The sequence below is a fragment of the Streptomyces sp. SS7 genome, assembly GCF_037993025.1.
GTDB lineage: Bacteria > Actinomycetota > Actinomycetes > Streptomycetales > Streptomycetaceae > Streptomyces.
Genome location: NZ_CP141223.1, coordinates 9,677,337 through 9,701,107 on the forward strand (window position 1 = coordinate 9,677,337; position 23,771 = coordinate 9,701,107).

Sequence of the window (23,771 nt, forward strand, 5' to 3'; positions counted from 1 at the left end):
ACCCGGTGCGGCTGTCCGATCCTTTGGTCATTGTCGCCACCAGAATTAGGGTCGAGGAACGCATGCTGATCGAGGCGCTGAAACGCCGCCGGCTGCCGTGTCTGCACATCGACGATCGCCAACTCGTCTACCGGGTGGGGGCGGCGCCGCCACCGTGGCGGGTCGTGTTCAACCGTGCCCTGGCGGCCACCCGCCGCGTGGAGGTCAGCCGCTACTGCGAGGCCGTCGGTGTGCCCGTGCTCAACACGGTGGCCACGCTGGACCGGTGCGACAACAAGATCGCCGGCACCCTGACCCTCCACCGGGCCGGGCTGCCGGTGCCGGCCACCTCCGTCGCCCTGGACCCCGCGCACGGCGCCGAAGCCGTCGAACGGGTCGGATATCCGGCTGTGGTCAAGCCCGTCGTCGGCTCCTGGGGGCGCGGCGTCGCCCGGCTCAACGATCCGGACGCGGCCGAGGCGGTCTTCGGGCTGCGCGAGCAACTCACTTCACCTGTACAGAAGTTGGGGTATGCGCAGCAGTATGTGCAAGGCCGCGATCTGCGGGTGCTGGTGGTCGGGGACCGGGCCGTCGCGGCGATCGAGCGGTCCGGCGACCACTGGGTGCGCAACACCGCCCGGGGTGCCCTGCCCTCGGCCCGCGCGCTCGACCCCGACCTCGCCGGTCTGGCGGAGCGGGCGGCCCGCGCGGTCGGCGGCGGCATCCTCGGCGTCGACCTGCTGGAGAGCGACTCCGGCCGACGGGTGGTGCTCGAGGTCAACGGCGGTGTGGAGTTCCACGGCCTGGCCGAGGCACACCCCACACTGCGACTCGCCGATCTGATGATCGATCACGCCTTGGAGCTGACCGCATGAGGGTGTCCGTTCTCGGGGCTGCCGGCTACGTCGGCGGAGAGCTGGTGCGCCTGATCCTCGGCCACCCCCGCCTCGAACTCGTCCAGGCCACATCCCGTCGGCACGCCGGCAGCCGGATCGGCGCGGTCCACCCCAACCTGCGGCACGTGCCCGCCCCCCGGTTCACCGACCCGGAGCGACTGGAGCCGGTGGACGTGCTGTTCACCGCCCTGCCTGCCGGCGAGGCCCGCAAACTGCTCCCCCGACTGGCGGGCACCGCGGGTGTGCTGGTCGATCTCGGACGGGACTTTCGCGACCCCGGGGACGTGGAGTCCGAGGGATTCGTCCCCGGGCTGCCCGAACTGCATCGAGCGGAACTGGCCGGGGCGGAGCGGATCAGTGTGCCCGGGTGCATGGCCACCGCCGCCGTGCTCGGGCTGCGCCCGCTCGCCGAGGCCGGTCTGGTGGACGGCGACGTGCTCGTCGACGCACGCACCGGCTCCAGCGGCTCGGGAACCACGCCCAGTGAGGGAACCCACCACGCCGAGCGGCAGCACGCTCTGCGGATCTACCGGGCCACCGGCCATCGCCACGAGGCGGAGATCAACCGCCTCACCGGGCTGCGGGCCAGGATGACGGTCACCGCCGTTCCGCTGGTGCGCGGTGCGCAGGTGATCGCCCATGTCCGTCCCGCCGGTCCTGTCACCCACGGCGAACTGTGGGAGCTGTACCGCCGGCGCTACGGCAGGGAACCCTTTCTCCGACTGGTCGCCCGACGGGCCGGACTGCACCGGCTGCCCGACCCGCAGTTCCTCACCGGCTCCAACTTCACCGACATCGGTTTCGACCTCGACACGGACGGCGGCCGGGTCGTGGTGGTCTCGGCACTGGACAACCTGGTCAAGGGCGCCGCGGGCGGTGCCGTACAGAGCCTGAACGTGGCCATGGGCTTTCCCGAGTCCGCGGGGGTCGACTTCCCCGGCCTGCATCCGGTGTAGGGGGAGGAACGGATATGGACGAGTTACTCGTCGTGAAGCTCGGCGGAGGCATGGACCCCGGCCCCGCCCTGGACGATCTCGCGGCCCTGGCCGCGCGCGGCCAGGGCCTGGTGGTGGTGCACGGCGGCGGTGCCGAGGCCGACCGGCTGTCCGGCCAGCTGGGACTGCCGGTCCGCACGGTCACCTCGCCCGACGGCACCCGGGGCCGGCGCACCGACGACGCGGCCCTCGACGTACTGGCGATGGCCCTGTTGGGACGGGTCAAACCCGCGCTCATCCATGGTCTGCGCACGCGCGGGATCCCCGCCGCGGGACTCTGCGGTGCCGACGGGGCGTTGCTGACCGCCGAACGCAAGGCAGTCATCCGCACCGTGGAGAACGGCCGGACCCGGCTGCTGCGCGACGACCGCTCGGGCCGGGTCACCGAGGTCCGGCCCGACATCCTGCGCGCCCTGCTGGCGCAAGGGCTGGTCCCCGTGGTGTCCCCGCCCGCCGCCGATTCCGCGGGACGCCTCCTCAACGTCGACTCCGACCAGGTCGCCGCCGCGCTCGCCGAAACGCTGCCCGCCACCGCCCTCGTCCTGCTCACCGACGCGCCCGGGGTGCTGGCCGACCCCGCCGACCCCGGCAGCCTCATCGCACGGCTGCCCTGCGGACCCGAGGTGCCCGCCGGGGTCACCGGCCGTATGCGCCACAAGGTCCGGGCCGCCGCCCGCGCTCGCCGGGCGGGCGTCAGCCGGGTCGTCATCGCCCAGGGCCACGCCTCCCGGCCGGTGCGGACCGCCCTCGCCGGCGGCGGCACGGCGTTCGCCGGCCCCGGAGAGGAGCTCGGATGACGCCCAGCGATCCCGCCGAGGAGGAAACCGTACAGCTGCTGCGCGCCATGCTCTCCATCCCCTCGGTCTCCGGCAGCGAGGCCCGACTCGCCGCGTTCCTGGCCGAGCGGATGACCGCGCTCGGCATGACCGCCTGGGTCGACGCCGTCGGCAACGCGCACGGTGTCGCCGGACCGGCGGGCGCGCCCACCGTGCTGCTCCTCGGCCACCTCGACACCGTCCCCGGCACCGTTCCGGCCCTGCGGATCGGCAGCCTGCTGTACGGGCGGGGCGCGGTGGACGCCAAGGGACCGCTCGCGGCGATGATCGTCGCCGCCGCCAGGGCCGGCGCGGTCCGCGCGCACGTGGTCGGCGCGGTCGGCGAAGAGGTCCCCGGTTCCCGCGGCGCCCGGCATCTGCTCGACACCCTGCCCGCCCCGGACGCCGTCATCATCGGCGAACCGAGCGGCTGGGACGGAGTCTGCCTCGGCTACAAGGGCCGGGTCGGCGTGGAATACCGGGTCGACAAGCCGCTCCTGCACACCAGCAGTCCCGAACCGACCGCCGTGGAGGACGCCGTTGCCTTCTGCGACCTGGTCCGGGAGCATCTGCGGCGGCAGTCGAACGGCACCGATCCGGTCTCCTTCGGCACCGCCGCCGCCACCCTGGTCGATGTGCGCGGCGACCTCGGCCATGCCGAGGCCCTGCTGACCTGCCGGGTGCCGCCCGGCTTCGACTTCGACCTGTTCGAACGGCACTTGGGCCTTCACTCCGCCGGCGTCACCGTCTTCGACGAGCGGGTCCCCGCGGTCCGCAGACCCCCCGGCGACCCCGTTGCCCGGGCCTTGCGCGCCGCCGTGCGTGCCCAGGGCGGCACCCCCGTGCTGAAGCTGAAGGCGGGCACTTCCGACATGAACGTGGTGGACGAGTGGAACGTCCCGATGGCCGCGTACGGCCCGGGTGACGCCCATCTCGACCACACCAGCGACGAACACATCGCGGTGGCGGACCTCACTCGCGCCGTCGCCGTCCTGGACACGGCACTCGCCCGGCTGGGTGGACTGCTGCGCGCGACGGCGACGGTCGGCACGGGGACCTCCGGGCGTGGAGCGGGCTGAGGGGGACACGGATGCGCATTGAGGGACGGATCGCCGCGATCACCGGCGCGGCGCGGGGGCTCGGCCGCTCGCACGCGCTGCTGTTCGCCCGGGAGGGCGCGGACCTGCTGCTGATGGACCGCTGCCAGGAGGAGGGGCCCTACCCGCTGGCGGGCCGCCGGGAACTGGAGGAGACCGCTTCCGCATGCCGCCGCCTGGGCGCACGGGTGGTGACCGCCGTCGCCGACGTCCGCGAGCAGGCCGCCGTGGACGCGGCAGTCGCCGCCGGACTCGACGAGTTCGGCCGGATCGACATCCTGCTCAACAATGCCGGCCTGCTCGCTCCCGGCGGCGTGCGTGCGCACGAACTCAGCGAGGAGGACTGGACGCTGGTGGTGGACGTCAACCTCCACGGCACCTGGCGGTGCTGCCGGGCGGTGCTCCCGGCCATGGTCGCCCAGCGCTCCGGATCCATCGTCAACACCGCCTCGGTGGGCGGGCTGGTCGCCTACGAGATGTACTCCAGCTACGTCGCCTCGAAGCACGGGGTGATCGGCCTGACCAAGGCGCTCGCCCTCGAGTACGGGCGGCTCGGCATCCGGGTGAACGCGGTCTGCCCGAGCACGGTCGCCGCCGGGGACCGTGCGGAGACCTCCAGCACCGCCGCGGTGGCCGCGGGCATGGGCGCCTCGCTGGAGGACTACGAGCGCAGTTCCACCTCGTACCACCCGATCGGCCGGCTGGTGTCGGCCGAGGAGGTCTCGGCGGCCTGCCTCTGGCTGGCCGGCCCGGAGTCGGCCGGCACCACCGGCAGCACCCTGACGGTGGACGGGGGCTTCACCGCGCGGTGAAGCAGGATGCGGCATCCGGGCCCTTCGGCGCCGGGGTGCCGTGCGGCAGCGCGAGACGCGTGCGCTCGGAGCGGTTCGGCACAGCGGGCACAGAACCGAAAGGAGTGGGGGATGACCGGCGAACCGGACGACGTGCGCCTCGACGAGGCGCTGGAGAGGCGGCTCGCCGCTCTGGCACCCGAACGGCGAGAACTCGTCCTGCGTCTCCTGGCGCAGGACGGGACGGACGACGCGCCCGGTGTGCGCAGACGGCCGGCTGCCGTCGTCGAGGTCCCCGTCTCCTTCGAGCAGGAGCGGCTGTGGTTCATGAACGAGCTGCTCACCCGGCGCGAGATCTTCCATGTGCCGACCGCGCTGCGTCTGCGCGGCTCGCTGGACGTCGGGGCGCTGCGCGGCGCGCTGGCCCGGGTCACCGCGCGCCACGAGGCTCTGCGGACGGTGTTCCGCGCCGGAGCGGACGGCCCGTACCAGGTCGTCCTCGAGGCGATGGACACGCCCTTGGCCGTCGAGGACTGCAGCGCGGAGGCCGACCCCGAACACGCCGCCCGGGAACGCGCCTCTGCCGCCCTCGCCGAGCCCTTCGACCTGGCCACCGGGCCGCTGCTGCGCTGCCGCCTGTACCGCCTCGCCGACGACGACCATCTGCTGCTGCTGGTCCAGCATCACATCGTGTCCGACTACTGGTCGCTGGGCATCCTGCTGGCCGACCTGGGCGAGGCGTACAGCGTCGAGCGTGGTGCGCCCGACCGGACGCAGCCGCTGGATCTGCACTATCCCGACTTCGCGTACTGGCAGCGGCAGACGCTCGACAGTACGCGACTGAAGCGTCAACTGGACTACTGGCAAGACCAGTTGGACGATCCACCGGACATCCTCCAACTGCCCGCGGACCGTCCTCGGCCGGCGGTCCGGGGCAGCCGGGGCCGTTTCCACCGGGTGGAATTCCCGCCCGAGCCGGTGGCCGGCCTGCGCGCACTCGCGCAGGAGAACGACACCACGCTCAACGTGGCCTTCCTGGCCTGCTACATTGCCGCATTGGCCCGCTTCACCCGCCAGGGCGACCTCGTGGTGGGGGTGCCCGTGGCCGGCCGCCTCGGCGCGGAAGCACAACGGATGGTCGGGTACTTCCTCAACTGGCTGCCGATCCGTGTCCGGCTGGACGGACGCCCCTCGCTGCGCGAGCTGATCCGCCGTACCCGGGACACCTTCACCGGCGCCCTGGCCCACCAGGACCTGCCCTTCGACATGCTGGTGCGTGAACTCCAGCCGGATCGGGTCCCCGGTGTCACCCCCGTCTTCCAGACCTCCTTCAGCCTCCGTGACGCCGCCCCGACCCCACCGCGACTGCCCGGCCTCGACGTCGGGTTCGCCGATCTGGACGGCGGCGCCACCCACTTCGACCTCATGGCCGAGCTGTGGTGCGAGGACGACCGGGTGATCGGCTACCTGCCGTACGACGACGAGCTGTTCGACCCGGGTACGGTCGCCGACCTCGCCCGCTGGACCGTCCGGCTCCTCACCTCCGCCGTCGCGGAACCCGATCGCCCGCTTGCCACCATCGCGCTGCTCGGCCCCGAGGAACAGGCCGCCGTGATCCGCGGCCCGGAGCCGGAGGCCCAGCAGGTCACCGGCACCCTGCACGAACGGTTCCGGGCACAGGCCGAGCAGCGCCCGCATGCCCTCGCCGTCAGCGACGAGCGGGGCTCCCTCACCTACCGGGAACTCGACGCACGCGCCAACCGGCTCGCGCATGTGCTGGGGGAGCGGGGTGTCGGTCCCGGCACTGTCGTCGGTCTGTTGATGGACCGAAGCTGTGACCTGGTCGCTGCGGTGCTCGGCGTGCTTGCCTCGGGCGCCGCCTATCTGCCGATCGATCCCGACAATCCTGCCGAGCGCACGGCGCGTCAACTCGCCGACTGTGCCGTACCTGTCGTCGTCCACAGCCGAGGACTGGCCGACCGCCTGCCCGAATCGGCCCCGGCCGCCCTCGCCGTCGACTGGGAGAACGCACCACTCGCCGACGCCCCCGTGACGCCACCGCCCGCGCGGACCGGTCCCGGCCATCCCGCCTACGTGATCCACACCTCGGGATCGACCGGCGCGCCCAAGGGCGTCGTGGTGACCCACGGCAACGTGCTGCGCCTGTTCGCCGCGACGGAGAAGGCGTTCGACCCCGGCCCGGACGACGTGTGGACGCTGTTCCACTCGTACGCCTTCGACTTCTCGGTCTGGGAACTGTGGGGCGCCCTGCTGTACGGCGGGCGGGTGGTCGTCGTTCCTCACTGGACCAGCCGCGCCCCTGACGCCTTCCTGGAGCTGCTCGGCCGCGAGGGCGTGAGCGTGCTCAGCCAGACCCCGTCCGCGTTCTACCAGCTGGCCGCGGTGGCGGTCGCTGCCCGGCATGTCCCGCCCGCGCTGCGTACGGTCGTCTTCGGCGGTGAGGCACTCGACCCCGCGGCACTCGCCGACTGGTTCACCGCCTTCGGTGACCGGCGGCCCCGACTGGTGAACATGTACGGCATCACCGAGACCACCGTGCACGTCACCCTCCGCCCGATCACCACCGCGGACACCGCCGGGACCGCCTCCCCGATCGGTCGACCGCTGCCTCATCTGTCCCTGTACCTGCTCGACGACGAACTGCGGCCGGTGCCCGACGGACTGCCCGGGGAGATCTTCGTCGGCGGCGGGGGAGTGGCACTGTGCTACCAGGGTGCGCCCGCACAGACCGCCGCCCGGATGCTGCCCGACCCCCACAGCCCGGTTCCCGGCGCCCGGATGTACCGCTCCGGAGACCTCGCGATGCGCCGGCGCGACGGCGAACTCGTCCACCTCGGCCGCGCCGACCAGCAGTACAAGATCCGGGGCCACCGGATCGAACTCGGCGAGATCCGCTCCGCGCTGCTCCGCCTGGACGAGGTGGCCGGCGGCGCGGTCTTCGTCACCGATGACCGGTTGCGGGGGAAGACCCTGCTCGCCTGCGTGGTCCCCGTCGACGGTGTCGACCTGACTCCCACTCGGGTGCGCCGCGCTCTGCTGCGCAGCCTGCCGGAGTGGATGGTCCCGGCCGTCGTGCTGGTGGTCGCTGAGCTGCCCCTGACCCGGAACGGAAAGCTCGACGAACGGGCGCTCGTGGCGCTGCGCCGGGAGGAGGAGCGCGTACACGAGCCGATCACCCCGCCCGAGGGGCCGACCGCCGAGGCACTGGCCGCGATCTGGGCCGACGTGCTGGGCACCGGCAGCCGCGGCATCGGTGCCGAAGACAACTTCTTCCAGCTCGGCGGACACTCCCTGATGGTGGTCCAGCTCGTCTCGCGCATCCACACCGAGCTCGGCGTGGAGATCCCGATGGAGACGCTGTTCCTGCGGCCGGGGCTGCAGGAGATGGCCGACGCCCTCGACGAGGCGGGCCGCGCACCGGCCGACGGACTCGCCGTCCGGGGCGAGGACTGGATCGACGGACTGTCCGAGGCAGAGATCGACGCCATGCTCGCCGTACTGGACGACGGCTCTTCCTGACCCGGGACCCCTCCCGCGCCCCCGCCATTCCTGCCGACCGAGGGAGCACGCGCTATGGAATCACGGACCGTACCGGCGATGGTCGAGGAGCACGCCCGGACCCGGCCGCATGCTGCCGCGATCACGCGGGGTGACGAGCGGCTCGACTACCGCGAACTCAACCGCCGGGCCAATGTGCTGGCCGCCCGGCTGGCTGCCCACGGCGTTCACCGCGGCTGCGTGGTCGGTATCCACCTCGGCCGGTCCGTCGAATGGGTGGTCGGCATGCTCGCGGTGCTCAAGCTCGGCGCGGTCTGCATGTCCCTCGATCCCAAGGCCCCCGCCGAACGCACCGCCCGGGCCATCGACACCGCCGCTCCGACCGTGGTGCTGACCGGCGCCCGTGAGGGCGGTGACCCGCCCGGGAAGGCGCCGGTCCTGTGGGTCGACGACGTCGCCGCCGACCCGGGCGAACCCGGTGACCCGGGTGTTCGGATCCGTCTGGACGATCTCGCCTTCGCGATGCACACCTCCGGCTCGTCCGGTCGTCCCAAGATAGTGCTGGCCCAGCACCGCTGGCTCACCCACGGAGTCTCCACCGGCGTCGCCGTCAACCGCACCACCTCGGCGGACCGGGGCTCCTGGCTCGCCCCCGCCGGCGCGGGCATCGCCGTCCACGAGGTGTGCATGCTGCTGTGGGCCGGCGCCGCCATCCACATCGCCGAACCCGAGACGGTCGCCTCCCCGCCGGCCCTGCGCGCCTGGCTGCTGGAGAACCGGATCACCCAGACCTTCGTCATCACCCCGGTCGGCGAGACCCTCCAGTGCCTGGACTGGCCCGCCGACACCGCGCTGCGCCTGATGTCCCTCGGCGGCGACAAGCTCAACGGCTGGGCCCCCGCCGGTCTGCCGTTCGAGGTGGCGGTCTCCTACGGCTCGCTGGAGGCGTTCCAGATCGCCAACTCCCTGTATCCCTGGGAGGACCGCCGTACCCCCGCCACCGCCACCGCCGCCGACCGGGCCGCGCCTCCACCGGTCGGGCGGCCCGTGCCCGGCGTCACCGTGCACCTGCTGGAGGAGGACCTCACCCCGGTCGCCCCCGGCGCCATCGGCGAGGTGTGGGTGGACTCGCCCGCGCTGTCTCTGGGGTACCTCGGCAACCCGGCTCTGACAGCCGACAAGTTCCGTCCCCACCCGTACGGAGCCCCCGGCACGCGCCTCTACCGCACCGGTGACGCCGGCCGGCTGCGGCCCGACGGCGTTCTGGAACACCGGGGCCGCATCGACGACGTGGTGAAGATCCGCGGCCACCGGGTGGAGGTCGGCGAGGTCGAGTGGGCGCTCGGCCGGCACCCTCACGTCACGCAGGTGTGCGTGGTCGGGGTGCCGGAGGACGGGCAGCACCACCTGGTCGCCTGCCTGGTGACCGACGAACCGGTGGGGCTGCGCGAGCTGCGCGCGCACGCCGCCCGCCACCTCCAGGACTTCATGGTCCCGGTGGCGTACGTCCTGATGGACCGGCTGCCGGTGAACACCTCCGACAAGATCGACCGCCGGGCCCTGCCCCCCGCCGACTGGCGAACCTGGCGCCCCTCGCGCCCGTACCGCGAGCCGCGCGGCGAACCGGCCCTGGGGCTGGCGGTCCTCGTCGCCGACCTGCTCGCCGTGGAGCGGGTCGGCGCGGACGACAACTTCTTCGAGCTCGGCGGTGATTCGCTGCTCGCCGCCCAGCTCCGGACCCGGATCGAGGAACGCTTCGGCGTCCGCCTCCGCATGGAGGAACTGATGGCGGCCGAGACCCTCACCGACCTCGCCGAGCGCGTCCGCACCGGCGACCGGGGCGGTCGGACCGATCGGCTGCCGCCGATCGTGCGGCGCGCCCGTGCCTGACGTCCGTCAGTCCCCGGATCACCCAACACCCTTGGAAGGTGGCGCACATGGCCGACGACGAACAGCACTACCGCGTGGTCGTCAACGCCGAGGAGCAGTACTCGATCTGGCCCACGGACCGCGAGATCCCGCGGGGCTGGTCGCAGACCGGATTCGACGGTCCCAAGGAACTCTGCCTCGAGCACATCGCCGAGGTCTGGACGGACATGCGTCCGCGCAGCCTGCGCGAGCGGCTCGGGCCGAACGGCGCATCGGCGTGAACGACACGGACGGGAACGCGACCAACCAACGCGGAGGGCCAGTGCACGAGCACGACGAGCAGCAGCCGGGCGCGATTCGCGGATGGCGACACCCCGATGGCGCGGACGAGGCCATCGCGATCATCGGTATGAGCTGCCGGTTCGCCCCCGACCTCACCACTCCGCAACTGCTGTGGGAGTCACTCCTGGCAGGGCGCAGCTCGATCGCGGAGATGCCCGGCAAACGCTGGGACCCGTACACGGCGCAGAGCCCCGACGCGACCGCCGTCCTGCGGCGGACCACCCGCAAGGGCATGTACCTCGACGACATCGAGGGATTCGACGCGGACTTCTTCCGCATCACCCCCCGTGAGGCGGAGTTCCTCGACCCCCAGCAGCGCATCCTCCTGGAACTCGCCTGGGAGGCGCTCGAGGACGCGGGCGTGCCGCCGCTCGCCCTGCGCGGCACCGGCACCGGGGTGTACATGGCTGCCAACTCCAACGACTACGGCAGGCGGCTTCTGGAGGACCTCTGCAGAACCGGCGCGTGGGCCGTCAACGGCACCACCTTCTACGGCATGGCCAACCGGATCTCCTACTTCCTTGACGTCAAGGGACCCAGCATGGCCGTCGACACGGCCTGCGCCGGGTCGCTGACCGCCCTGCACGTCGCGTGCCAGGCTCTGCGCCTTCAGGAGACGCCGGTCGCGATCGTCGGCGGCGTGAACGTCATCGCCAGCCCCGCGCTCAACGTCGCCCTGGACGCGGCGGGCGCGACCTCGCCCGACGGCCGCAGCAAGGCCTTCGACCGCGCCGCCGACGGCTACGGACGCGGCGAGGGCGCCGGAGTCGTGGTCCTCAAGCGCCTGTCCGACGCCCGCAGGGACGGAGACACGGTCCGCGCCCTGATCATCGGCAGCGGCGTGTACCAGGACGGCCGTTCCGACGGCATGATGGCGCCCAGCGGCGAAGCCCAGGAGCGCATGCTGCGCGAGATCTACGAGCGGGCGCGGATATCGCCCCGCTCGATCAGCTACGTCGAAGCGCACGGCACCGGCACGCAGGCCGGCGACCGCGCGGAGATCCACGCACTGGCCGCCGTCTTCGGCACCGACCGGACCGATGCCGACGAAGGCCCCTGCCTCGTGGGCACGCTCAAGCCCAACATCGGCCACGTGGAGGCCGCGTCCGGAATCGCCGGCGTGATCAAGACCGTCCTGGCCATGCACCATCGTGAGCTGCCGCCCAGCGTGCATCAGGAACCCGACGCGCAGCTGGGCTTCGAGGACAACGGGCTGCGCCTGGTCGCCGAGACCACCCCCTGGCCGGCCCACGGCGAGCCCCGGCGCGCGGGTGTCTCCAGCTACGGCGTCGGCGGCACCATCAGCCACCTGATCCTCCAGGAGCCGCCCGCCGGCGAACCCGCTGCGGACACGGTCACAGACGCCGGGCACCGGGTGTTCCCCCTCTCCGCGATGTCCGACGCCGGCGTGCGCGCCCTGGCCGAGGCCACCGCCGCCTGGCTGCGCGCCCATCCCGCAGCCGGCCTCGGCTCGGTCGCCCACACCCTGACCCACCGCCGCTCCCCTCTCGACGTCAGGGCCGCCGTCGTCGCCGCGACGGGCGAGCAGCTCGCCGCCGGACTGGACGTACTGGCGGCCGGCGGACGCGCCCCCGAGGTGGTCACCGGACGCACCCTCCCGGCCGCCGCCACCGGCGCCGTATGGGTGTTCTCCGGACACGGGGCCCAGTGGACCGGCATGGGCCGCGACCTGTTGCGCGACGAGCCCGTGTTCGCCCGGACGATCGACGGCCTCGCCGAGGTCTTCGAGGAGGAACTGGGCTGGACTCCACGCTCGGTCATCGAGGACGGGGGCCCCTGGACCGTCACCGTGGTCCAGGCGATGACCTTTGCGATCCAGGTCGCCCTGGCCGAGACCTGGTCGTCCCACGGCCTCGCCCCGAGCGCCGTGATCGGCCACTCGGTGGGCGAGATCGCCGCCTGTGTCGCTGCCGGAGCCCTCGACCTCACCGACGCCGCGCGCTTCGCCTGCCGCCGCGCCCGAGCCCTCCAGCGCATCGCCGGACGCGGCGGCATGGCGCTGGTGGGCGAGTCGCTCGACGACGTCGAACTGCACCTGGAGGGCTGGGACGGCCTGGTTGCCGCGATCTCCGCCAGCCCCCGCTCCACCGTCGTCTCCGGTGACGCCGAGGCGATAGGACACCTCGTCACGGAGTGGACCTCGGTCGGCATCGAGGTGCGCCGCGTCGACACCGATGTGGCGTTCCACAGCCCGCACGTGGACGAGGTCCTGGAGGAGGTGACCCAGGCCGCCCGGCAACTGACCGCCCGCACCCCGCACACCACGCTGTACAGCACCGCCCTCGCCGACCCGCGCGGCACCGAACCCCGCGCGGGCGACTACTGGCGCACCAACCTGCGCCGGCCCGTACGCTTCGCCCGGGCCGTGACGGCCGCCGTCGAGGACGGCCACCGCGTCTTCCTCGAGGTCTCCTCGCACCCGGTGGTCGCCCAGTCCGTCCGGGAGACCGCGGAACACCTCGGCATCGACGATCTGCACATCGCCGTGTCGATGCGGCGGGACACCCCCGCCGGCCCCACCCTGCTGCGTGCCCTGGCCGAACTGCACTGCCAGGGGGTCCCGGTGCAATGGCCCTACCAGGAGGGCGAGTTGCTCCCGCTGCCCACCACACGCTGGCAGCACCGACCGTACTGGATCTTCCCCGAGAGCGCCGCCGAGAGCCACGGCCGCGGCCACGACCCGGACACCCACACCCTGCTCGGCGGCCGGATGACCGTCGCCGGCTCCCCCGCCCAGCAGGTCTGGCAGACCCACCTCGACATGGACTGCCGTCCCTACGCGCAGAGCCACAAGGTCGTCGGCGTCGAGACCGTGCCGGCCTCTGTCGTACTGCACACCTTCGTCACCGCCGCCACCGACGGCGACCGACGGCCGGGCCTGCGCGACATCGTCTTCCGCACCCCACTCGCCGCACAGCCGCCGCGCGTGGTCCAGGTCGTGCTGGACCAGAACCAGGCCCGGCTCGCCAGCTGCCTGCGCCGCGAAGCGGGTGAGGACGCGCACCAGGAGCTGGAGTGGCTCACCCACACCACCGCGACCGTCGACCGGGGCGCGGACGTCGGCAGCCGCCCGATGGAGGACATCCAGGCCATCCGGGACCGCTGCCCCGACGAGTGGACGTGGACGAAGGTCGACGGCATGTTCCGCGCCATGGGTGTCGACGGGTACACCTTCCCGTGGGTGGTCACCGAGCTGCGGCGCAACGACGTCGAACAGCTCGCCACCGTCGTCATCGACCATGAGCCCAAACTGCACCCCAGCAGCTGGACCGCCGTCATCGACGGAGCCCTCACCGTCAGCGGCGTGCTGGTGACGAAGGAGGACGCCACCTCGCTGCGCACCTCCTCGCACATCGAGGCCATCGCCTACCGGGGTGATCCGCCCCCGCGGATCACCGTGCACACCACGCGGTCGGCCACCGACCCCGACACCACCATCGACGTCCTGATCGCGGACGAGAGCGGTCAGGTGGTCTGCGAGGTGACGGGCCTGCGCTACACCGTCGTCCAGGACCGTCCGGGCGGCATCATGGCCCCCCGCGAGCTGGTGCACGAGATCGCCTGGCGGCCCGTGGAGGTCAAGGAGGGTGCCCGGCCCACCCGGCTGCTGCTGCTCGGCGACGAGACCGTCACCGAGTCCCTCGCCCGCGACCTCGGGGACTCCGGGGTGCGCTGCCGTCGCCTCGGCTCAGTCACCGAGATCGCTGAACTCTCCCTCGACGAGCCCGGCGTACTGTTGGTCGCGCCGCCCCGCCAACTCCCCGACGAGACACCGGAAGCAGCCGCCGAGCGCTGCGCCTGGAGCCTGATCGAGGCGGTCCAGGCACTCGGCCGCCGCCTCGCCGAACGGCCCGACCCCGACACCGCCTCACCGCTGCGACTGTGGTGCCTCACCCAGGGCGTCCGCTCACCCGACCAGCAGGCCTCGCTCGCCCACGCTCCGCTGTGGGGTGTCTCCCGGATCACCGCCGGAGAGCGCCCCGACCTCTGGGGCGGGGTGATCGACGTGGGCGCCGAACTGCTGGGCTTCGACGGCGACACCCCCGACCGGGTGCTGCGGGTGCTGTCGGCCCTGCCCGGTGCCGAGGACGTCGTCTCGCTCACCAAGGACGGCGTCTCGGTGGCACGGCTCACCCAGATCGACCGGCCCGCGGGCTCCGGCGGCGTGCGATGCCGCCCCGACGGCACCTACCTGATCACCGGTGGTGTCGGCGCCCTCGGCCTGGAGGTCGCCCGCTCGCTGGTCGAGCAGGGGGCCCGCCGACTGGTCCTGGTCAGCCGCAGTGGACTGCCGCCGCGCTCCGCATGGGCCCTGGTCGAAGACCCGGCGGTGCGCCGCCGGATCGACGCGGTGCTCGCCCTGGAAGCGCTAGGGGCAACCGTGCGGGTGCTCGCCCTGGACATCTCCGACGCCGAGCAGGCCGCCGCCGCCCTCGATCCCGCCGCCCTCGACCTGCCGCCGATCCGCGGCGTCGTGCACGCGGCCGGCGTGGTCGCCGACGCCCTCGTCGACCACGTCGACCGGGCCGGACTGAGGCATGCCATGGCCCCCAAGATGCTCGGCGCGATGGTCCTGCACCGGATGTTCCCGCCCGCGACGCTCGACTTCATGGTGTTCTTCTCCTCCTGCGGCCAGCTCGCCCGGCTCACCGGCCAGGCCAGCTACGCCGCGGCCAACTCCTTCCTGGACGGACTGGCCGCGCACCGCGGGGCCCACGGCGCCACCGAGACCGTCAGCCTCGCCTGGACCTCCTGGCGGGGCGCGGGCATGGCCGAGACCACCGCCGACACCACCACCATCGAGGCGGAGTCACGGGGCCTGGGCAGCATCTCGATCAACGAAGCCTTCCGCGCCTGGTCGTTCGCGGACCGCTTCGACAGCCGGTACTACGCCATCCTGCGCGTGCTGCCGGAACGCCGGCTGCCGGTCTTCAGCGAGCTGACCGGTGTCACCGAGGACGACGCGGCGGTCGTCGGCGGGGGCACCGACTGGTCGGCGCTGACCGGCGAGGAACTGGCCGAGCGGGCCGTCGCGGAGGTGAACGAACAGGTCGCCGCCGAACTCAACCTGCCGGCCGCCGACATCGACCCCAACCGTCCGCTCGTGGACCTCGGAGTGGACTCCGTCCTCACCGTCGGCCTGCGCGTCCGGCTCAACCGCCGGTTCGGGATCGATCTGCCGCCGACCATCCTGTGGAGCAACCCGACGGTCGCCTCCCTCGCCGACTTCCTGGTCGGGGAGCTGACCCGGCGGGCTGCCGAGGACGCCGCCGCGAACGAGGACGGCGAGGAGGACTGATGACCACGGCGCGACAGGATGTCATCGATCTCCTGGTGCGGGAGTTCGACTGGCACGACCCCGCGTACACACCCGACCTGGCCGAGGAAGTCAACCGCCTGATCAGAGAGCGCTCAGCCGTCGGCTGGACGCCTGCGCACGGCGGGCTGTGGATCCTGTCGCGCCATGACGACGTCCGGGCGGCCCTCAAGAACCACACCGTATTCAGCTCCGGCTCCGGCGTGTTCCACCCGAGGGCCGCCGGGATGCCCCTGTTCTCACCGATCGAGTTCGACCCGCCCGAGCACGGCGAGCTGCGCCGGCTGATGGCGCCGCCCCTGCACAACGAGGAGGTACGCCGTCTGGAGGACGGTGTCAGTGCTCTCGCGGCCGAACTGATCGGTCCGATCGCCGGACGCGGCGGCGGTGACTTCGTCGCGGAGCTGGCCCACCCGATGGCCATCGGTGTGCTCGCCCTGGCCATCGGCCTGTCCGCGAACGCCCAGGACAAGGTCCGCGAACTGACCAGCAATCTGTGGCAGCACCTGTCCAAGGACAGCGACGCGGACGGGTTCTGGCCGCAGTTTCGCGCACTGCTGGCCGAGGAGGTCCGTGCCGCCCGCGCGGACCCCGGCGACCACTACCTGTCCCGGCTGGCGCGCACCACCGTCGACGGCAGGCCGCTGGAGGAGGAGCGCCTGCACTCGATCATCGTGTCGCTGTGCGTCGCCGGACACCAGACCACCCTCAACACCATCAGCCGGATGCTCTGGAACCTCGCCCGTAACCCGGAGATCCAGCACCGGCTGCGGGCCCAGCCCGAACTGATCCCCGTGGTCGGCGACGAGACGATGCGCCGCTGGTGTCCGACCGACCGTTTCACCCGGGTCACCACACAGGACGTGGAGATCGACGGCACGACGATCCCGCGCGGCGCCCGGGTCGTCCTGCTGCTGGACGCGGCCAACCGGGACCCTGCCAAGTTCCCCGACCCCGACACCTTCTCCCTCGACCGGGGCACCTCCCACCAGCACCTCAGCTTCGGTTACGGCATCCACCACTGTCTGGGCGCCCCGCTGGCCCGGCTGGAGCTGCGGGCCGTGCTCCAGCACCTCGCGCGGCATCCCGTCTATCACCTGGTCGGCGAGTCCGAACGGCACTTCGAGAACGGTCGGCACGTCGTCTTCGACCAGGTGCGGGTGAGTTTCGAGAACCCGACCGGAGACGAGGCGAACGGTGACTGAGCCGATGAAGCCCCCGGCCGGCGCGCCGCCCGCCCCGGCCGACCTGCTGCGGATCACCGGCGGGATGTGGGCCGCGCAGACCTTGGCCGGTGCGGTCGAGATCGGTCTGTTCACCCATCTCGCCGCCATCGGGGGCGCGACGGCCGCGCAACTGGCCGCCGGCCTCGGTCTGGGTCCGCGCCCGGCCGAGGTCCTGCTGACCGCCTGCGCGGCACTCGGCCTCCTGCACACGGACGGCCCGCCGTTGCCGGAGAACTCCCCACCGGCGACGGGACCCCGGTACCGCAACAGCCCGACCGCCGACGCCTACCTGGTCCGCGAGCGCCCGCACTACCTGGGTGACTACATCCTCATGGTCCGCGACCACACCACCCCGGGCTGGCTGCGGATCACCGAGGCCCTGCGCTCCGACGCCCCCAGCCGCTGGGCCCCCGAGCAGCAGGACCGCATCTTCGACGAGGAGAACCGGTCCACTGCCTTCTGGGACGGTCTGTTCCCGCTGTCCAGCCTCACCGCACGCGCCCTGGGGGAGGCCGTCGACCTCGGCCGGACACGCCGGCTGCTGGACGTCGGGGGCGGAGGCGGAGCCTTCGCCATCGAGCTCTGCCGCCGCTTCCCGCAGCTGACAACCACCGTCTACGACCTGCCGTTCGTCTGTGCGCACACCGACAAGCGGGTGGCGGCGGTGGGACTGTCCGAACGCATCCGCACACATCCCGGGGACTTCTTCGCCGAACCCGAACTGCCCGGAGGCCACGACGCGGTCCTGCTGTCGATGATCCTGCACGACTGGGACGAGCCACGGAACAGACGGCTTCTCGCCGCGTGCCGTCGCGCGCTCTCACCGGGCGGACTGATCGTCATCAGCGAACTGCTGGTCGACGACGACAAGACCGGTCCCCTGGACGCCGCCCTGATGAGCATGAACATGTTGGTAGGGACCTGGGGGCGCAACTACACCGCCGCCGAGTACGGCACCTGGCTGCGCGAGGCGGGCTTTCGTGAGGTGCGGACCGTACCGTTCGACGGTCCTGGGGCGAACGGGGCTGTCACGGCCCGAAAGGGGTAGCGGCGTTCGGGCCGCGTCTGCCCGGCGATGCACGACGGGTCGCTCGCGCCGGGGCCGGCTCCCACGGGGGCCGGCCCCGATCCCCGCACCCACACCACACCACACCCCTTCCGGGGCAACTTCTGCTCCGTGCCGCCCGGGGTGCCCGGCGCCCGAGTCCGCCTCGCGCAGAGGCTCGGTGAGGACCACCTCCACATCGTCACCGCCGTCCGGCCCGTGATCGCCGGGCACCGGCGGGCTGTTGACGGCGCGGGCCTGACCGTCCGGGACTCGCGCTTGCGGACGGTGCCGGCTGCCTTCTCCGACCGGGCTCCGCGCACGACCGAAGTCCGCCGCCCGGATCAACTCTCCCCGGTCCGGCCGCAAAGAAGTGAGACGAGGGTGCCGCAGCGGTCGCGACCGGCACCGGACTCCGTCGGAGGGGTGAAAGCGCCGCCCCAGGCAGTGATCCTCCCGGCGTGTCCCACACACAGGCTGACGAAGTCTTGCACTGGCATGCGCGCCGTCCCGTGCCGTCGCGCCCGCCCACCGTCCGCGACCGGGAATCAGGCCGCGACGAGCTCCTGCTCGCGCTCCGGCGTGCTGACCTGGCGCTTCTTGTTCGGCAGCGAGAGGCGGAAGACCTTGCGCCACGCGGAGAACACCTGCTTGGGCAGCGGCCCGGTGACGTACTCCAGCTCGTACTTTTCGAACAGCGCGCGCACCTTCACGGCGACCTCGGCGTACCGGTTGCTCGGCAGGTCCGGGAACAGGTGGTGCTCGATCTGGTGCGACAGATTGCCGGTCATGAAGTGCATGGCCCTGCTGCCGCTGATGTTCGCCGAGCCCATCATCTGGCGCAGGTACCACTGGCCGCGCGTCTCGCCCTTGATCGAACGGCGCTCGAAGACCTGCACGCCCTCGGGGAAGTGCCCGCACATGATCACCGAGTGCGACCAGATGTTGCGGACCAGGTTCGCGGTGAACGTGGCGGCGAGCGTGGTGAGGAACGACGGGCCCGACAGCAGCGGGTGGATGACGTAGTCCTTGAGCACCTGCTTGCGGATCTTGCGGCCCACGGCCCTGGCCCGCGCGCGGAACTCCGGGTCCTTGCGGCGGCGCTTGCGCAGGTTCTTGCCGAGTTCCAGGTCGTACGCTGCGATGCCGTACTCGAAGAAGCAGGCGTTGATGAAGTTCCACAGCGGCTGGCCGAGGTGGAACGGGTGCCACCTCTGGTCCTCGTCGACGCGCATGATGCCGTAGCCGAGGTCGTTGTCCTTGCCGATCACGTTGGTGTACGTGTGGTGCAGCTCGTTGTGCGAGTGCTTCCACTGCTCGGACGGCGAGACGTGATCCCACTCCCAGGTGGTGGAGTGGATCTTCGGGTCGCGCATCCAGTCCCACTGCCCGTGCAGGACGTTGTGGCCGATCTCCATGTTGTCCATGATCTTCGCCACGGACAGACCGGCGGTGCCCAGCAGCCACGCGGGCGGGAAGAACGAGAACAGCAGCACGCCCCTGCTGACCAGCTCGAGCTTGCGCTGCGCCGAGATGACCTTACGGATGTAGGCGGCGTCCTTCTCGCCGCGGCCGGCGATCACCTCGTCGCGGATCGCGTCCAGCTCGCGGCCGAGCTCCTCGATCTGCTCCGCGGTCAGGTGGGCGGTGGGGTCGATGGCGGTCAAGGTGCTCCTACCGTTCGATGTCGCATGGGCCCGCCGCGGCGGACACACAGGTCTGGATGAGGACGCCCGGCTCGGCCTCGGTGATCTCGCCGGTGCGCAGGTCGCGGACGGCGCCCGCCTTGAGCGGCGAGACGCAGCCGAAGCAGATCCCCATGCGGCACCCGGAGGGCATGAGCACGCCGGCCTCCTCGCCGACGTCCAGCAACGGCGTCGCGCCGTCCGCCTCGACGGTCTTGCCGGTGGCGCTGAACGTGACCTCGCCGCCGCCGTCGCCTGCGACGACGATGCTGGGGCGGAAGCGTTCGGTGTGCAGGCGCTCTGGTACGCCGTGCTCACTCCAGTGCTTCTCGGCGGCGTCGAGCAGGCCCGCGGGCCCGCAGGCCCAGGCCTCGCGCTCGGCCCAGTCGGGCACGTGTTCGTCGAGACGGGCGATGTCGAGCATGCCGTCCGTGTCGGTGTGCACCTCGGTGAGCCGCAGCTTCCTGTCCGCGGCCATGCCGTGCAGTTCGCTGCGGAAGATCACGTCTTGCGGCCGCGGCGCGCAGTGGACCACGACGACGTCGTCCAACTCCGTGTCGCGCAGCATGCCCATCACGGGGGTGATGCCGCTGCCGGCCGTCAGGTAGAGCACCTTGGCCGGCCTCGCCTGCGGCAGTACGAAGTCACCGGCCGACTGGTCGAGCTGGATCAGCGTGCCCGGTCTCGCCCTGCGGACCAGGTGGTTGCTGACCTTGCCGCCCGGGATCGCCTTCACGGTGATCGTGACTCGGCCGTCGGCGCGGTTGCTCGGCGAGGTGATCGAGTAGGCACGCCACAGGCGCACCCCGTCGACGTCGACCCCGATCCGCATGTACTGACCGGCCGTGTGGCCGCGCCAGCCCCGTCCCGGCCTGATCACGACGGTCGCGGCGTCATCCGTCTCGGGGTGCACGGCCTCGATGCGTCCCCGCAGGTCGGCGCCCGCACGCAGCGGGCTGACCAGGTCGAGGTAGTCCGACGGCAGCAGCGGCGTCGTGACCATCTCCAGCAGTTTCCACGCCCTGCTGCGGAGGGCTGCACTCGTCATGACTCCAGCTTGCTGCGCCTCACGGCGTAAAGTCCTGACCGCAGGACGTAAATCTGGTCGGTAGAATTGTTCGCAGGGAACAAAGACGTGAGCCATGCAATCAGGAGGGCCAGCGAACTGGCCCTGGATGAGACGACGGTCACCGCACTCCGGTCCGCGCTGAGGACCACCGCCGACGAGGTCGTCCAGGCGATCATCGACGAGGTCCCTCCCTACGCAGGCGCCCTTTCCGGGAGCATGGGCGGCACCATCCGCCGAGCCGTCCGCACCGCCCTGGGGCACTACCTGGACCTCGCGAGCGGGAACGCCACAGGCGGCGACGCCGGTGACGCGGCCTACGAGCTGGGCCGAGGCGAGGTGCGCGACGGCCGTTCGATGGATGCCCTGCTCAGCGCCTATCGGGTCGGCGCCCGCGTGGCCTGGCGATGCCTGGCAGCGGGTGCCGTACCTGCGGGTCTGCCCGCCGCCGAGGTCGCCAAGTTCGCCGAGCTGACTTTCGCCTACATCGACGAGCTCTCCGCCGCGAGCGCCGCGGGCCACGCCGACGAGCTGGCCGCCCAGGGCAGGGCCCACGAGCGTCATCTCGAACACCTCGCCCGCGACCTCCTCGCCGGCGCGAGCCCGGACGTTCTGCTGGCTTCCGCTCAGCGGGCCGGGTGGCCGCCTCCGGTTTCACTGACCGCGGTCCTGCTGCCCGCCGCCCAGGCCCGGCCCGCCTACCGTGTGCTCGACCCGAGCACCCTCGTCGTGGACGATCTGCCGGACGCCGTCGGTGTGCTGCTCGTCCCGGATGCCGACCGGTCGCATCTCCTGCGGCAGCTGGCGGACCGCGCCGCCGTGGTCGGCCCGGCCCGGCCGTGGATCCGTGCGTCCGCCTCCTACGCACGGGCCCTGCGCGCGCGCTCCCTCTCCTCCGATATCCGCGACACCGAGGACCACCTGCCCGAGCTGGTACTGAGCGCCGACGTGGACGCGTTCGCCGACTTGCGTGCCCGAGCCCTCGCACCGTTGCGGACCGTGCCCGCTGCGACCGCTCGGCGGCTGGAGGAGACGCTGCGGGAGTGGCTGCTGCACCAGGGCAGGCGGGACGAGGTGGCGGCGGCGCTGTTCGTCCATCCCCAGACCGTCCGGTACCGGATGTCGCAGCTGCGGGAGCTGTTTCCGGATCTCGCCTCGCCGCACCGGGTCCTTGAACTGACGCTGGCGGTCGGCCTGCGGGCCGGCTGACGCGTACGCCGACTGTCCACCCGACCCGTCGCCCGTGCTGATCACCGCCGTAGCGACCGACCAGAACGGCCGGCCGGCACCGTCACGCCGGGGCCAGAACGACATCGGTCCCGCATCCCGGCCGATCCCGCCTTCGGCGCCGTTCGTGGAACTGGAGATGATGGTGGCGTTGAAGGTGAGGCGGTCGTCGACAACCGCGCAGGGGCGGGGGCGGTCCGGTCATGGCGTTGCTCTCTCGCGTGCGCGGGGCACCGCCGCCGACGCGGCGGTGACGGAGCAAAGCGCGAGCCGGCCTGCGATCCGGCTCAGCGCCTCAGGGTCGGGCGTTCGCTTGCCGTCCTGTGTCAGGAGGACATGTGCAACGTGGCGAAGTCTGGTGGGTCGAGTTCGACGAGCGGCGGCTGGTCGTACTGCTCTCGGAAGACGACGCGTCCGGGATCCGGGCGATGCAGGTCGTCGCTCCGGCAGGCGTCGACATCGGCGGTCTCGGTGTCGAAGTGCGAGTTGGCGCCATGGAAGGACTGCCCTCTGAAGGCGTGCTGCGGTTCGCGTTCCCGCGTCCAGGATTTACTCCTTGCACGTGGCTGACCACCGTGTCGCGGGATGACCTGATCGAGCGGGCGGGCGTCCTGTCCTCCGCGAAGCTCAGCGAGATTGAGGACGCCCTCCGTCTCGGCGGCCTCGGGTAGGCGGAGAGGGAACCGACCCCCCGATGGCGTGGCGGATCTCGTCCAGACGATCGACTAGTGCCGTGACCGGGAAGGTTTGCCGGGAAGCTCGCGGCGTCCGGTGCGGTGCATCGCAAGGCGGAGCGTCGCCCGCGTACTGGATGTACTCGGGTGATGCGACAACGCGGCGAGGTGCCGTGCCGGGCGTCGCGAGCCGGTGAACCTTTCCGGTCACGGCACTAGCTCGGACGGAACCGGTCCGTAGCCGCCAACACCGCCTTCTTCGTGGCATCCCCCGACAGCCCGTGCCCCTCCTCGCGGATCAGCACGAGCTCCGCGTCCGGCCAGGCCTGCGCCAGCCGCCAAGCGATGTCCGGCGGACTGCTGATGTCCATTCGCCCTTGGACCATCACGCCGGGAATGCCGGCGAGTCTCCCGGCATCGCGCAACAGCGCCTCGTCCTCCAGGAAGCCGGCGTGCCGCCAGTAGTGCGTGACCAGACGGGCGAAGCGCAGCCGGAAGTGCGGGTCCTCGTAGCGGGGATCGGGCGTGTACCCCCGGTGGGCGGACACGTGCACGTCCTCCCAGCGGCACCACTCCCGCGCCGCACGCTCCCGTACGGCCGGATCAGGGGCGTCGAGCATCCGGGCGTACGCCTCCACCAGGCTGCCGTCGCGCTCCGGCTGCGGTACGGCGTCGCGGAACCGCGCCCATTCCTCGGGAAAGACCCGACCCATGTCCCGGGTGATCCACTCCACCTCGCGGCGGGTGGTGCTGGTGATGCTGAAGAGCACCAGCTCGGACACGCGTCCGGGATGCCGTTCGGCGTAGGCCAGCGCGAGGGTCACGCCCCAGGAGCCGCCGATGACCAGCCATTTGTCGATGCCGAGACGCTGCCGCAGCAGTTCGATGTCGGTGATCAGATGCGGGGTGGTGTTGGCGGCGAGCGAGGTCTGCGGATCGGCGGCGTCGGGCGTGCTCCGCCCGCACCCGCGCTGGTCGAAGAGCACGATGCGGTACGCCGCAGGGTCGAACAGCCGCCGCCAGAACGGCCCTGCGCCGGACCCCGGGCCGCCGTGCAGAACGAGGGCGGGCTTGCCGACGGGATTCCCGCATACCTCCCAATAGACGCGGTTGCCGTCGCCGACGTCGAGTACGCCGTGCTCGTGAGGGTCGATGGGGGGATAGAGCTCGGCCATGGGAGACGTACCCTCCTGACATCTGACAGTGC

At 72.0% G+C, this 23,771-nt stretch carries 16 protein-coding genes; 13 read left to right on the forward strand and 3 right to left on the reverse strand.

Annotated elements, in window-relative coordinates:
- Nucleotides 1-5: 5 nt before the first annotated feature.
- The 11 genes from U5640_RS43625 (at nt 6) to U5640_RS43675 (ending at nt 17,915) form a co-directional block, all read left to right on the forward strand.
- Nucleotides 6-854 (forward strand): RimK family alpha-L-glutamate ligase, encoded by an 849-nt coding sequence (locus U5640_RS43625; RefSeq protein ID WP_340384799.1) that lies wholly within the window; start codon nt 6-8, stop codon nt 852-854.
- Complete coding sequence (gene argC, locus U5640_RS43630) at nt 851-1,831, forward strand: N-acetyl-gamma-glutamyl-phosphate reductase (RefSeq protein WP_340384800.1); 981 nt, start codon at nt 851-853, stop codon at nt 1,829-1,831. Before U5640_RS43625 ends, argC begins: the two co-directional genes overlap by 4 nt.
- Before the next feature lie 14 nt (nt 1,832-1,845).
- Entirely contained in the window at nt 1,846-2,667 is an 822-nt protein-coding gene (locus tag U5640_RS43635; RefSeq protein WP_340384801.1) for a [LysW]-aminoadipate kinase, read from the forward strand.
- On the forward strand, nt 2,664-3,764 hold the full coding sequence (locus tag U5640_RS43640) for a M20/M25/M40 family metallo-hydrolase (protein WP_340384802.1): 1,101 nt from the start codon (nt 2,664-2,666) through the stop codon (nt 3,762-3,764). Before U5640_RS43635 ends, U5640_RS43640 begins: the two co-directional genes overlap by 4 nt.
- Before the next feature lie 11 nt (nt 3,765-3,775).
- Nucleotides 3,776-4,594 (forward strand): SDR family oxidoreductase, encoded by an 819-nt coding sequence (locus tag U5640_RS43645; protein WP_340384804.1) that lies wholly within the window; start codon nt 3,776-3,778, stop codon nt 4,592-4,594.
- Between the two features lie 111 nt (nt 4,595-4,705).
- Nucleotides 4,706-8,113, forward strand: a complete 3,408-nt coding sequence (locus U5640_RS43650; RefSeq protein WP_340384806.1) for an amino acid adenylation domain-containing protein — start codon at nt 4,706-4,708, stop codon at nt 8,111-8,113.
- A gap of 54 nt (nt 8,114-8,167) precedes the next feature.
- On the forward strand, nt 8,168-9,982 hold the full coding sequence (locus U5640_RS43655) for a non-ribosomal peptide synthetase (protein WP_340384808.1): 1,815 nt from the start codon (nt 8,168-8,170) through the stop codon (nt 9,980-9,982).
- Nucleotides 9,983-10,029: 47 nt separating this feature from the next.
- Nucleotides 10,030-10,242 (forward strand): MbtH family protein, encoded by a 213-nt coding sequence (locus tag U5640_RS43660; RefSeq protein ID WP_340384810.1) that lies wholly within the window; start codon nt 10,030-10,032, stop codon nt 10,240-10,242.
- A gap of 41 nt (nt 10,243-10,283) precedes the next feature.
- Nucleotides 10,284-15,623 carry an SDR family NAD(P)-dependent oxidoreductase gene (locus U5640_RS43665; protein WP_340384812.1) on the forward strand — a complete coding sequence of 1,780 codons (5,340 nt, stop codon included), beginning with the start codon at nt 10,284-10,286 and terminating at the stop codon, nt 15,621-15,623.
- On the forward strand, nt 15,623-16,846 hold the full coding sequence (locus U5640_RS43670; RefSeq protein ID WP_340384814.1) for a cytochrome P450: 1,224 nt from the start codon (nt 15,623-15,625) through the stop codon (nt 16,844-16,846). The genes U5640_RS43665 and U5640_RS43670 overlap by 1 nt, the downstream gene beginning before the upstream one ends.
- Nucleotides 16,839-17,915: a methyltransferase gene (locus U5640_RS43675; RefSeq protein ID WP_340384817.1), complete on the forward strand. Its 1,077-nt coding sequence runs from the start codon at nt 16,839-16,841 to the stop codon at nt 17,913-17,915. The genes U5640_RS43670 and U5640_RS43675 overlap by 8 nt, the downstream gene beginning before the upstream one ends.
- 545 nt (nt 17,916-18,460) lie before the next feature.
- Here U5640_RS43675 and U5640_RS43680 read toward each other — a convergent pair.
- Together U5640_RS43680 and U5640_RS43685 are read right to left on the reverse strand one after the other, a co-directional pair.
- Entirely contained in the window at nt 18,461-19,579 is a 1,119-nt protein-coding gene (locus U5640_RS43680) for an acyl-CoA desaturase (protein ID WP_340384819.1), read from the reverse strand.
- A 7-nt stretch (nt 19,580-19,586) separates the two neighbouring features.
- A complete protein-coding gene (locus tag U5640_RS43685; protein WP_340384821.1) occupies nt 19,587-20,645 on the reverse strand; it encodes a ferredoxin reductase in 1,059 nt (352 codons plus the stop codon).
- An 87-nt stretch (nt 20,646-20,732) separates the two neighbouring features.
- Between U5640_RS43685 and U5640_RS43690 the strand changes: the two genes are divergently transcribed.
- A complete protein-coding gene (locus U5640_RS43690; protein WP_340384823.1) occupies nt 20,733-21,872 on the forward strand; it encodes a helix-turn-helix domain-containing protein in 1,140 nt (379 codons plus the stop codon).
- A 356-nt stretch (nt 21,873-22,228) separates the two neighbouring features.
- On the forward strand, nt 22,229-22,561 hold the full coding sequence (locus U5640_RS43695; RefSeq protein WP_340384825.1) for a type II toxin-antitoxin system PemK/MazF family toxin: 333 nt from the start codon (nt 22,229-22,231) through the stop codon (nt 22,559-22,561).
- A gap of 218 nt (nt 22,562-22,779) precedes the next feature.
- On the opposite strand, the gene pip is transcribed toward U5640_RS43695, so the two are convergent.
- Entirely contained in the window at nt 22,780-23,739 is a 960-nt protein-coding gene (pip, locus tag U5640_RS43700) for a prolyl aminopeptidase (protein ID WP_340384827.1), read from the reverse strand.
- Nucleotides 23,740-23,771 lie beyond the last annotated feature (32 nt).